This is a genomic window from Bradyrhizobium sp., assembly GCF_030697065.1.
Taxonomy (GTDB): Bacteria; Pseudomonadota; Alphaproteobacteria; order Rhizobiales; family Xanthobacteraceae; genus Bradyrhizobium.
Window position 1 is genome coordinate 1 of record NZ_JAUYQU010000311.1, and the last position, 12,258, is coordinate 12,258.

Here is a 12,258-nt window from a genome sequence, read left to right on the forward strand (position 1 = left end):
TGCCGTTGCGCTTGGCAGCGGCAGCCGCTTCCTTGTGGGCGCGGACGTTGAAGCCGATGATGGCGGCATTGAAGCCTTCCGCCAGCGTCACGTCGGATTCCGAGATGCCGCCGACACCCGCGTGCAGGATGCGCGCCATGACTTCTTCGGTGCCGAGCTTGTCGAGCGAGCCCAAAATCGCTTCCAGCGAGCCCTGTACGTCGGCCTTGATGATCAGCGGGAAGTCCTTGCGGCCCGTGGTCTTGAGCTGCGACATCATCTGTTCGAGCGAGCCGCGCATGCCGGAGATCGAGGCAGCCGCGTTCTCGCGCTTCTGATGGGCGCGGTAGCTGGTGACCTGGCGGGCGCGGGCTTCGTTCTCGACCACGGCAAGGCGATCGCCGGCTTCCGGCGGGCCGTTGAACCCGAGCACTTCCACCGGAACCGACGGTCCGGCTTCGTCGATGGTGACGCCCTGGTCGTTGATCAGCGCGCGGACACGGCCCATTTCGGCGCCGGCGACGATGATGTCGCCGACCTTGAGGGTGCCGCGCTGTACCAGCACGGTGGCGACCGGACCACGGCCGCGATCGAGCTTGGCTTCGATCACGGTGCCTTCGGCCGGACGGTCGACATTGGTCTTGAGGTCGAGCAGATCGGCCTGCAGCGCCACCATTTCCAGAAGCTTGTCGAGGTTAGTCTTGTTCTTGGCGGAAACCTCGACGTCGACCACGTCGCCACCCATCGATTCGACCTGCACTTCATACTGCAGCAGCTCGGTGCGCACCCGCTCCGGCTTGGCGTCGGGCTTGTCGATCTTGTTGATCGCGATGATCATCGGCACCTTGGCCGCCTTGGCGTGATTGATCGCCTCGATGGTCTGCGGCATCACGCCGTCATCGGCCGCGACCACCAGGATCACGATGTCGGTGACCTTGGCGCCGCGCGCCCGCATCGCGGTGAATGCGGCGTGGCCCGGGGTATCGATGAAGGTGATCTTCTTGCCGCTTTCCGGCGAGGTCACCTGATAGGCGCCGATGTGCTGGGTGATGCCGCCGGCTTCACCGGAAACCACGTTGGCGTGGCGCAGCGCGTCGAGCAGCGAGGTCTTGCCGTGGTCGACGTGGCCCATCACGGTGACGACGGGCGAACGCGGCTCGGTGTCGGCGGAATCGCCGACGATGTCGAACAGGCCTTCCTCGACGTCGGAGGCGGCGACGCGCTTGACGGTGTGGCCGAGTTCCTCGGCGATCAGCTGCGCGGTGTCGGCATCGATCACGTCGGTGATCTGGTGCATCGCGCCCTGCTTCATCAGCCGGCGGATGACGTCGACCGCGCGCTCCGACATGCGGTTGGCGAGTTCCTGGATGTTGATGGCTTCCGGAATCACCACTTCGCGGATCAGCTTTTCCTTCGGCTCGTTGGACTGGTGTCCCTTGAGGCGCTGGGTACGGCGGCGGAACGAGGCGATCGAACGCTCGCGCACGTCGTCGGCGGTCAGCGCCGTGACCAGCGTGAGGCGGCCGCGCTGCTTCTGCGGCGCCGGCTTGGCGGTGGTCTTCGGCGGCACGGCGGGGCGCACGGCGCCGCCCGGGCCGCGACGGATCTGTCGCGGACCTTCATCCTCGTCGGTGGCCTCGGCGGCGACGCCGGGGGCGCGCGCGGGGGGTGCCGCGGCGGCCTTGGCCGCGGCGGCGGTCTTGGCCTCGGCTTCGCCGAAACGCTTCTTGGCTTCGAGTTCCGCCTTGCGCTTGGCTTCCTCGTCCAGGCGGTGGCGTTCTTCCTCGGCCTTGCGGCGGGCTTCGGCGGCCTCGCGTTCGGCCTGCTCGATGCCTTCCTTGGAGTTGCGGCGCCTGGCTTCCTCTTCGGCCAGCCGGCGCTCCTCGATATCGCGGACCTTGGCGTCGGCAAGCGCGCTGGCGCGCGCGGAACGCTCGTCCTCGGTCAGGGTACGCAGAACCACGCCCGAACCGCCGCGCGGCGCGGATGTCGGGGCGGGACGCGACATCGGCGCCGGCCTCGGCGGCGCGGCCTTGGCAACGACCGGTTCCGGCGCGTGCGGCGCTTCAGCTGGCCCGTCGCCACCGATGCGGCGCTTGCCACGCTTCTCGACCACGACCTGCTTGGTCCGGCCGTGGCTGAAGCTCTGGCGCACGGTGCCCGTCTCGACGCGGGGCTTCAGCGTCAAGGTCTTGGTCGGAACACTCAGTGTCTTGTCGCCAGGCGTTTTCGTATCAACCATTCAGCAGTCCTAATCTTGTTCTGTTGTGCGTGTCCGCACAGTCTGTTCAGGCAAGTTCTTGTTCGACAAATTCTTGTCAGTCGAGTTCTTGTTCGACGAGTTTCTGGCCGCATCGCCGGAAGTCTTGTCGTCATCCGCCATCCGGTATCGGACCAGGAGCTGGCTGCGCGACAGGAACGTCTTGCTCGCCGGGCCCGCGAGCACGGCAGCATGTATCACATTTGACCGCCCCAGTGCCAAATCCAATTGTTCGGACGTCAGCGCCGTGACGATGGGAAATTCGGGCGATTCATCACCGATTCCGGCATTTTGCCTGACGAGGGCGTCCAATTTGCGGATTCCGTCCGCGGCGCCGTCCGAGGCATGGATCAGGGTCTCCGCCTGCCCTGCCTTGAGGGCGCCCTCGACCTTGCTGAAGCCGGACACCACCTGGCCGGCCTTGGCGGCCATGGCCAGCGCCTCGCTGGCGCTGCGCACCAGCAGGGCTTCGGTATCCGAGGGCAGCGTGGCGGCGGCACGGACCTCGCGCTTGAAGCCCTTGGCGAAGTGGTTACGCCGCACGGCTTCCGCGACCGCCTGCCGGGATGCCGACACCCACAGGCCCCGGCCGGGAAGCTTGCGCTTCAGATCCGGGATCACATCGCCGCCGGGGGCGACGACGAACCGGATCAGTTCGTCGATCGGTCGCACCGACCGCGTGACCGCGCACATCCGCATCGTCGCGGACCTGTTGGTCCGCGGTCCGTTGTCGAGATCGGGGTCGGCGAGTGCAAGCATGCGTTCGACATCTCTCCTGTCATCTGCGCGTTACGGTCGCGCAGAACCGGTAGCCAATTTCGAAGGAACGGCGCATCAAACCGGCTGGTCTTCGGTGGCTTCGGCCTCGTCGGTCTTCTTCACGAGATCGGCCTCGGTGATCCAGCCGGCGATGACGCGCGCCTGCATGATCATGTTTTCGGCGTCGTCGCGCGAGATTTCGTTGGCGTCGAGAATGCCGGGATGCTTGGTCGGCTCGCCGCCTTCCTTGCGTTCGGTCCAGCCCACCAGATCGTCGGTGGCGCAACCGGCGAGGTCCTCGATCGTCTTGATCTCGTTTTCGCCGAACTTCACCAGCATCTTCGAAGTCACGCCGGGCACCGTCTTCAGAGCGTCATCCACACCGAGTTCCTTACGTTTGTTTTCGAGCTCGCTTTCGAGCGTTTCCAGATATTCGCGGGCCCGGCTCTGCAGCTCGTTGGCGGTTTCGTCGTCGAAGCCCTCGATGCCGGCCAGTTCCTTGACGTCGACCAGCGCCAGTTCCTCCACCGAGGTGAAGCCTTCGGACGCCAGCAATTGGCCGACCACTTCGTCGACATTGAGCGCTTCCATGAACACCCGCGTGGAGTTCTCGAAATCGGCCTGGCGGCGCTCGGATTCTTCCTGTTCGGTCAGGATGTCGATGTCCCAGCCGGTCAGCTGTGAGGCGAGACGAACGTTCTGTCCGCGCCGGCCGATCGCCAGCGACAACTGGTTGTTGGTGTCGGGAACCACGACCTCGATGCGCTCGCGGTCCTCGTCGATCACGACCTTGGCGACTTCGGCGGGCGCCAGCGCGTTGACGACGAACGTCGCGATGTCGGGCGACCACGGGATGATGTCGATCTTCTCGCCCTGCAATTCGTTGACCACCGCCTGCACCCGCGAGCCGCGCATGCCGACGCAGGCGCCGACCGGATCGACCGAGGAATCCCTTGAAATCACGCCGATTTTCGCGCGCGACCCGGGATCGCGGGCGACCGCCTTGATCTCGACGATGCCGTCATAGATTTCGGGCACTTCCTGCGCGAACAGTTTCGCCATGAACTGGGGATGGGTGCGGGACAGGAAAATCTGCGGTCCGCGGGTCTCGCGGCGCACGTCGAAAATATAGGCGCGAACGCGGTCGCCGTTGCGGAACACCTCGCGCGGCAGCATCTCGTCGCGGCGGATAATGGCTTCGCCGCGGCCGAGATCGACGATGACGCTGCCATATTCGACGCGCTTGACGATGCCGTTGACGATATCGCCGATGCGGTCCTTGAATTCCTGGTACTGCCGGTCACGCTCGGCCTCGCGCACCTTCTGCACGATCACCTGCTTGGCGGACTGCGCGGCGATGCGGCCATATTCCAGCGGCGGCAGGGTGTCGGCGATGGTGTCGCCGACCTGGGCGCCAGGATTGGCACGCTGCGCGTCGATCAATGAAATCTGGTTCGACGAGTTCTCGACCTGGTCGACCACCAGCATGTGGCGCGACAGCCGGAGTTCGCCCTTCTTGGCGTCGATCTCGGCATGGACGTCGGTCTCGCTGCCGTAGCGGGCCCGCGCCGCTTTGGCGATGGCGTCTTCCATTGCCGCGATCACGATCGAGCGGTCGATCGATTTTTCCCGCGCCACCGCGTCCGCGATCTGCAGCAATTCGAGTTTATTGGCGCTGACAGCTGCCATGGCTCAGTCTCCTTCGATGGGATCGATTTCGCCCCGTCGCAGTCTCTCTGCGGCGAGGCGGTGTTCCTTGGTGTTTTTCGGGGCGGGCTTCTTCGCCGGCTTCAATTTCGGCTTCGGCGCATTGCTCTTCGTCGGGTCGCTCTTTTTCGCGTGGGGGGGCGGCGGCGGCTTGATTCCGAGATTCTGCTTCAACTCGCGCTCGGCCAGCTTGCCGCGTCGCATCGACTCTGCGACCAGCTCGTCGGTCAGCACCAGCCGCGCGTCGGCGATGTCCTCCATAACCAGCAGGACCTCGGGATCCTCGTCGCCGCGAACGTCGTCGCGACGCAAATGCACGGCATCGCCCTCGACGCCGCCGAGCATGCCGCGAAACCGCTTGCGGCCCTGATGCGCGACCGCCATGTCGATCTTCACGAGATGGCCGGCATAGCGTTCGAAATCGGAGCGGCGCACCAGCGGCCGATCGATCCCGGGTGAGGAAATCTCCAGCCGATAGGCCTTCTCGATCGGGTCCGCGACATCCAGCACCGGCGACAGCGCCTTTGAGATCGCCTCGCAATCGTCGATCAGCATGGTTCCGTCCGGCCGTTCCGCCATGATCTGGACGGTGCAGCCGAATTCGCCGGAAACCCTGATCCGCACCAGTCTGTAGCCCATCCCCTGCAGCACCGGACCGGCCACCGCCGACACCCGCGCCGCGACGCCCGGCTCGACCACGAGGCGTGGCTCGGCAAGCAGATCGAAGTCCACGGAACCAGCAGTTGGGTCGGTCATATCAAGGGTCAAATTTGGTCTAACTTGCAGTGGGTTAGCCGGACTTAAGCGCGGTCCGGCCGTCGTCCCGATGGAACCCGGCGCCGCGCTTTGCGTCCGGCTCGTTCAGGTAATAAAAAAGAGCGGGTCCCGAGGGGCCCACTCTCAATACGCGATCGCATGAGAACGATAAGTCGCGGCTGATATAGCGGTTTCCTGCTGTGACGGCAAGGCCCGCGAAGCTGTGAACCCGTGATTTTGCGGCCTTTCCGGCCGGTTTCAACCTAACCCTTCCTTCATCAACGCCACCTAACGTGCCGAAATATCCGCCACTGCGGCGCGTTTGAGTGTGTTCAGGATGAGTGCCGCCACATCGCTGATCCCCGGCCTTGATGAGATCGTCAGAAATGGCGATCCCAAGCGCCGCGCCGAAGCCGCGCGGCGGATCGCCGAACTGTATCTGCAGGGCGCCGCGAATTTCCGGGCCGACCATATCGATCTGTTCGACGGCATTCTGACCGGTCTCGTTCCGCACGTCGAAATCGGCGCGCGCGCCGACCTGGCGGAGCGCCTGTCGATCCTCGCCAACGCGCCGCGCGGGCTGGTCGGACAGCTCGCGCGCGAAGACGAGATCGCGATCGCAGGTCCGCTGCTGCGGCGATCTCCCGTCATCGACGAACAGGTGCTGGTTGAAATCGCCCGCAGCAAGGGTCAGGGCCATTTGCTGGCGATGTCGGAGCGGCCGACGCTTTCTCCCGATCTCACCGATGTCATGGTCCGCCGCGGCGATCGCGAGGTGGTGCGTCGCGCGGCCGGCAATGCGGGCGCGCTGTTCTCGCATGCGGGATATTCCGGCCTGATCAAGCGCGCCGGCCAGGACGCCGTGCTGACGCTCGCGGTCGGCCAGCGCGCCGATCTTTCGGGGCCGCATTTGAAGGAACTGCTGGCGGGATCGGTGGAGGTGGTTCGCCGCCGCCTGTTCGAAGTGGTCAGGCCCGAGCGGCAGGCCGACATCCAGGCGGCGATGGGTGAAATATCCAGCGGGCCGGGGCAGGCCGAGAGCCGCCGCGACTTCGCGCCGGCGCAACGCACCGTGCTCGCGCTGCATAATGCAGGCGAATTGAACGAAGCCGCATTACTCGGCTTTGCCAAGGCCCACAAATACGAGGAATCGGTTGCGACGCTGTCGGCCATGGCGGCGGTGAAACTCGCCACCCTCGACCGCCTGATCGCCGGCGACCGCCACGATCCGATCCTGATCGTCGGCAAGGTGCTCGGCCTCGAATGGGCGACCGTGCGCGCGCTGATCCTGCTGCGGCTCGGCCAGAACCGGGTGCCGTCGCCGGCGGACATCGAGAGCGCGCGGGTCAATTTCGCCCGGCTGATGCCTTCCACGGCCGAGCGGGTGGTGACGTTCTGGCAGGCCCGCCAGGTGGCGTGAAGCCTAATCCGTCATTCCGGAGCGATGCGTCAGCATCGAGCCCGGAATCTCGAGATTCCGGGTCTGGTGCCAGCGCACCATCCCGGAATGACGAACTCCGAATGCCCTCGTCGCTTCAGAAGCACTTTTCCTCTCCCGAATGGCCGCGCTATGCTGCCGCCAGGCGCGGCACAGCGCCATTGGGAGAAACGAATGCTCGATGATGCCGAAATTCAAACGCATGCCGACAAGATCCGCGACGACGGGTACACCGTGATCGAGCGCGCCGCCGGCCCCGATCTGGTCGAGGCATTGAAACAGGCGCTGCAGCGAATCGAGCGCGAGCACAATCTCGGCCCGGCCCGGACCTCGTTCGAAGGTTTCAAGACGGTCCGCATCAACAATCTCCTGACCTATGACGACGTCTTCTGGGAAGTGCCGCTGCACGAGAACGTGCTGCCGGTGGTGGAGCGCGTGCTGGACAGGGAATGCCTGCTGTCGTCGTTCTGTTCGCTGGTGCTCGGGCCCGGCCAGGAGGCGCAGCCGATCCACGAGGATACGCAGTTGATTCCGCTGCCGCGTCCGCACATCCCGATCACGCTCAACGCGATCTGGGCGCTGTCGGATTTCACCGCCGACAACGGCGCCACCCGAATCATTCCGGGCAGCCACAAATATCCAACCTCGCCGGAATACGGCAGGGACTACGACGCCGTCACCGCGACCATGCCGGCCGGCAGCGTGATGCTGTTCGACAGCGCGCTGTGGCATGGCGGCGGCGCCAACGCCAGCGACGCCAGGCGATTCGCATTCTCTTGCGCTTATTGCTGGGGCTGGATGCGGCAGCAGGAAAACCTGCAGCTCGGCATTTCCCAGGAGATCGCCCGCCGGTTTCCGCGCCGCCTGCAGGAATTGTGCGGTTACAGCGTCTACAAGGGCCAGTTCGGACACATCGACAATCACGACCCGATCGAACTGCTGGGCCGCGAGCGCGGCAAGCGCATGGTGTGGGAAGCGACCGACATCCGCAAGGCGCGCGAGGTGGCGAAGTCGTGATGTCATTCCGGGGCGATGCGAAGCATCGAACCCGGAATCTCGAGATTCCGGGTTCGCGCTAACGCGCGCGCGGGAATGACGGGTTGGGTTACCCCGTCCTGCGGAATCTCAAATACGCCGCCCGGCGACCTTCGCGCTCGGCCTTGCGGCCGTAACGCGTCATGGTGTAGCCGGGCCACGGCCGGCGCCAATCATCGGCGCGCTCCGCCAGCCAGACAAAGTCGGGCGAGCGCAACAGATGCGCCAGCGTCCAGGCGACGTAGTCGTCGATGTCGCAGACGAAGCGAAATTCGCCGTCGGGTTCGAGCACGCGCGCCATCGCGGCGACGGTGGCATCCTGCACGAAGCGCCGCTTCCAGTGCCGCCGCTTCGGCCACGGATCGGGATGGATCAGGTCTATGCGGGCGAGCGACTGCGCCGGCGCCCAGGCCACCAGGTCGGCGGCGTCGCCGGCGAACAGCCTGATGTTGCCGATGTTGTTGGCCTCGATCTGCGTCAGGATCTTCGCCATGCCGTTGACATAGGGCTCGCAGCCGATGAAGCCGGTCGTGGGAAAGGCCAGCGCCTCGGCGATCAGGTGCTCGCCGCCGCCGAACCCGATCTCGAGCCTGACATGGTCGACTTCGGGATCGAACAGCCCGGCGAGGCCGTGCGGGGTCGGCGCGGCGATGTCGAGCGCAAGGCGCGGCAGCAATTGCGCGACCAAATCGGCTTGGTGCGAGCGCAGTTTGTGGCCCTTGCGCCGTCCGAAGAACGAGCCGTGCCGGTGCGCGGTCACGTCATCGTCGGGCGAGGGGTCGCTGTCATCGGGATCGCGGGGTGCGATGTTCATCGCAGCGTCTGGTACAGGCGATACAACAGCCGTGCCCTGGGCTCGATCGACGAAATGTACATCTGCTCGTAATGGGTATGCGCGCCCTGGCCATCGACGCCGAGGCCGTCGAGCGTCGCGGTATGCGGCGCGGTGAAGTTGCCGTCGGAGCCGCCGCCGGTAAAGGTGTCGACCAGATCGAAGCCGATTTCCGCGGCGATCTCCCTGGCGTGTTCGTAAAGCGCGGCGCCGGCATTGCCCTTCTCGTAAGGCGGCCGGTTCAATTCGCCTGTCACCTTGACGCTGACGCCGTCGGTACGCGATTTCAGGTTCAGGATTCGGGCGACCAGATCATCGGCATCCGCAGTCGTCGGCACCCGAAGATCGACTTCGGCATGGGCTTCTTCGGCAATGACGTTCGGCCTGGTGCCGCCCCTGACGACGCCGACATTGACGCTGATGCCGCGTTTCAGGTCGTTCATGGCGTCCAGGGTCAGGATCACATTGGCGAGTTCGCGGATCGCGCTGCGGCCGTCCTCGGGCCGGGTCCCGGCATGGGCCGGAACGCCCTTGATGGCGACATCGAACCGCGCGACGCCCTTGCGCCCGGTGACGATCTTGCCGCCGTCGCGGGCAGGCTCGGTCACCAGCACATATTTGGCCTTGCGCCCCTCGGCCTCGATCAGCGCGCGCGAGGTCGGACTGCCGATCTCCTCGTCGGAAACATAAAGCTGGGTCACGCCCAGCGGCGACCGCCCGCCGCCGGCGCAGAGCTGCCTGAACGCGTGATAGGCGAGGTACGCGCCGCCCTTCATGTCATAGATGCCGGGACCGAAGGCGACGTCGCCCTCGACCCGGAACGGCAGACGCTCGATGAAACCGATCGGATGGACCGTATCGAGATGGCTCAGCACCAGGATTCCCGGCTCCTGCTGGCCCCAAGACGAACGCACCACCAGATGATCGCCGCAGCCGGAATGTCCCGCGATCCGCTCGATCGAGACCGGCAATTCGCGGTAGCCGTCCGCGACCATGGTCGCGAGCCTGTTGACCTGCTCGGGTGCTTCGGTCGGGGTCTCAATCTCGACCCAGCGGCGGATGCCGTCGAGAATCGCCCTGGAATCGAAAGGATCGGCTGTGGCCGGCATGGTGTCGCCTACATGAATTCAACTGTCGTCATTCCGGGATGACGGCATATTGCAGTTTGCGACGTCGCTCAAACCAAAACGATCAGCGTTCAGCGCTTGTCGGGGGCTTCCCGCGTGGCGATCTGCTCGACCAGTTCGACGATGCTGCGCCGAAGCTTGGCGTCGCCGATCCGCGTGAACGCACGGGTCAATGCCAGGCCCTCCGAGGTCGCCAGGAAATCGGAGACGTAGGCCGGCGAACTGCCTTCGACCAGGCCGCCCGGGCTGGCGGTGCCGCTGGGACCTCCCTCGAACAGGAACGAAACCGGCACCTGAAGTATTTCTGAAATCTGCTGAATGCGGCTTGCCCCCACCCGGTTGGTGCCTTTTTCGTATTTCTGCACCTGCTGGAATGTGAGGCCCAATGCTTCGCCAAGCTTTTCCTGGCTCATGCCGAGCATGATGCGGCGCATGCGCACTCGACTGCCGACATATCTGTCAACAGGGTTGGGCGCTTTGGTCGACATTTCCAGCACTCCTTGGGATTACGCCTGACGAGGCAGTGAAGTTAGGCCTCAGGCGCCAGCACCGTCAAAATCCTGCTCGGTAGCTTCGGCACGAATGCGGAAATTTTGAGCAACAAACTGACTCGCTCTCGATGAGCGGCTGCAGAATGCGAATTGCATGGTCGGTCTGTCAACTGGATTTCCACTCGACGATATTTCTGCAACCGAAACCACGCACCCAGACGCATGAGTCAGGAAGCGCGCCTTGCGACACGGCGGCGAAGCACCAACAGCAAGCCGGCGGCGACCATGACCGCTGCGGGAATATCGCCAAGGCGCGTGTAGATCGTCGGCGCGATGGCGGTCGGCAGATTGGCATCCAGCACGCCCTCGATGCCGAGACCGAGCCGCGCGACAATCCGCCCCACGGGATCGATGACCGCGGAAATGCCGGTGTTTGCGGCTCGAACCATCGGCAATCCCTGTTCGATCGCGCGAATGCGCGCCTGCTGCAGATGCTGATAGGGACCGGTCGAATTTCCGAACCAGCCGTCATTGGTCAGGTTGATCATCCAGCCCGGACGATCGTCGCGTGACGCAACGTCGCCGGGAAATATCGTTTCATAACAAATCAGCGGTAGCATGCGCGGCGCGTTCGGCAGATCCATCGGGCGACGCCGCGCGCCAGCAATGAATCCGCCCCTCACCCGGGTGAGTTGTTCGAAGCCGAGCTTTTCCATCCAGTCCTGGAACGGCAGATATTCGCCGAACGGCACCAGATGCACCTTGTCGTAAACCGACAGCACGCTGCCGTCATGATCGATGACGTAGATCGAATTATAGGCGCGGGTCGCCCGGACGCCGGGCGGCAGATCGGGCGCCCGCACCGAGCCCGTGATCAGGATGGTGCCCCTGGGCAGCAGCTCGGCGATCTGCGCCATCGCATCGGCTTCGCGCGTCAGGAAAAACGGAAATGCCGATTCCGGCCAGATCAGGATGTTGGCATCGCTCACGCCGGTGGATTGCGGCCCGGACGCGCGGTCGGACAGCGAAAGATATTTCCGCATCACTTCCGCCTTGGCGCCGTAATTGAATTTGACGTCCTGCTGCAGGTTGGGCTGCATGATCCGCAGCTTGACCTTGGCGACGAGGGCGGTCGGCTGCAGCGCCAGACGCACACCGCCGAAGATCCCCATCGCGATCAGCAGCGCCAGCGCCATGACCGGCGCGATCCACGGTCGCCGCCCGCGGGTGCTGCCATCGATCAATGTCGCGGGGCTCGCGAAGATCGCGACGCTCAGAAATGTCAGGCCCCAGAGGCCGATCACCGACGCCGTCTGCGCCAGCGCCAGCGGCTCGGTCAGCGCATAGCCGAACGCATTCCAGGGAAAGCCGGTGAGTGCCTGACCACGCAGCCATTCGCTGAACGTCAGGCCCACCGCGAGCGCGATCACCCGTGTGACCTCCCGTGTCCAGATCAGCCGTGCCAGCCCGAAGCCGAGCGCGGTGAACAGCGCAAGATAGGCGGGCAGGCCCAGCACGGCGAACGGCAGCAGCCAGGCGAAGGTCGGCGCATCGACCAGGAACGCGTTGCCGATCCAGTACAGGCCCGGCACGAAATAGCCGAGGCCGAACCACCAGCCCGTCATCGCGGCCGCCGGCACGCCGCGCCAGCGTCCGGCGCCGGCGCCGTCGATCAGCCAGACCATCACCGGAAAGGTCAGAAACAGCACCGGCCATGCATTGAACGGCGCCATCGCCAGCGCCGACAGCGCGCCCGCGACCCGCGCGATGGCGGCGCGCTTCCAGCCCCATGCCAGAATGATCGCCAGAACAGCGCCGCGGAATTTGTCTGCTGCGATCACTGCGACCCGGCTCCGTCGCCGGATCGCGGACTG

The 12,258-nt window shown here is 65.1% G+C and carries 10 protein-coding genes; 2 read left to right on the plus strand and 8 right to left on the minus strand.

Annotation, left to right across the window (positions count from 1 at the left end):
* From infB to rimP, 4 genes are all read right to left on the minus strand, one after another.
* The coding region (gene infB, locus Q8R73_RS24620) for a translation initiation factor IF-2 (RefSeq protein ID WP_305722146.1) at nt 1–2,221 on the minus strand (2,221 nt) is incomplete at its 3' end.
* Between the two features lie 9 nt (nt 2,222–2,230).
* A complete protein-coding gene (locus Q8R73_RS24625) occupies nt 2,231–2,998 on the minus strand; it encodes an RNA-binding protein (protein WP_305722147.1) in 768 nt (255 codons plus the stop codon).
* A 75-nt stretch (nt 2,999–3,073) separates the two neighbouring features.
* Nucleotides 3,074–4,687 (minus strand): transcription termination factor NusA, encoded by a 1,614-nt coding sequence (nusA, locus tag Q8R73_RS24630; RefSeq protein ID WP_305722148.1) that lies wholly within the window; start codon nt 4,685–4,687, stop codon nt 3,074–3,076.
* 3 nt (nt 4,688–4,690) lie between these two features.
* A complete protein-coding gene (gene rimP / locus Q8R73_RS24635; protein ID WP_305722149.1) occupies nt 4,691–5,461 on the minus strand; it encodes a ribosome maturation factor RimP in 771 nt (256 codons plus the stop codon).
* 337 nt (nt 5,462–5,798) lie between these two features.
* Between rimP and Q8R73_RS24640 the strand changes: the two genes are divergently transcribed.
* Both Q8R73_RS24640 and Q8R73_RS24645 read left to right on the plus strand, forming a co-directional pair.
* On the plus strand, nt 5,799–6,881 hold the full coding sequence (locus Q8R73_RS24640) for a DUF2336 domain-containing protein (RefSeq protein WP_305722150.1): 1,083 nt from the start codon (nt 5,799–5,801) through the stop codon (nt 6,879–6,881).
* Between the two features lie 192 nt (nt 6,882–7,073).
* Nucleotides 7,074–7,916 (plus strand): phytanoyl-CoA dioxygenase family protein, encoded by an 843-nt coding sequence (locus Q8R73_RS24645; RefSeq protein WP_305722151.1) that lies wholly within the window; start codon nt 7,074–7,076, stop codon nt 7,914–7,916.
* Between the two features lie 88 nt (nt 7,917–8,004).
* Here the strand turns inward: Q8R73_RS24645 and Q8R73_RS24650 are convergent, their stop codons facing one another.
* The 4 genes from Q8R73_RS24650 to lnt all read right to left on the minus strand — a co-directional run bounded on the left by Q8R73_RS24650 (nt 8,005) and on the right by lnt (nt 12,249).
* Entirely contained in the window at nt 8,005–8,748 is a 744-nt protein-coding gene (locus Q8R73_RS24650; protein ID WP_305722152.1) for a tRNA (guanine(46)-N(7))-methyltransferase TrmB, read from the minus strand.
* Nucleotides 8,745–9,875 carry a M20 family metallopeptidase gene (locus Q8R73_RS24655; RefSeq protein ID WP_305722153.1) on the minus strand — a complete coding sequence of 377 codons (1,131 nt, stop codon included), beginning with the start codon at nt 9,873–9,875 and terminating at the stop codon, nt 8,745–8,747. The genes Q8R73_RS24650 and Q8R73_RS24655 overlap by 4 nt, the downstream gene beginning before the upstream one ends.
* Before the next feature lie 89 nt (nt 9,876–9,964).
* Nucleotides 9,965–10,381: a helix-turn-helix domain-containing protein gene (locus Q8R73_RS24660; RefSeq protein WP_305722154.1), complete on the minus strand. Its 417-nt coding sequence runs from the start codon at nt 10,379–10,381 to the stop codon at nt 9,965–9,967.
* Nucleotides 10,382–10,611: 230 nt separating this feature from the next.
* On the minus strand, nt 10,612–12,249 hold the full coding sequence (gene lnt, locus Q8R73_RS24665; RefSeq protein WP_371126168.1) for an apolipoprotein N-acyltransferase: 1,638 nt from the start codon (nt 12,247–12,249) through the stop codon (nt 10,612–10,614).
* Nucleotides 12,250–12,258 lie beyond the last annotated feature (9 nt).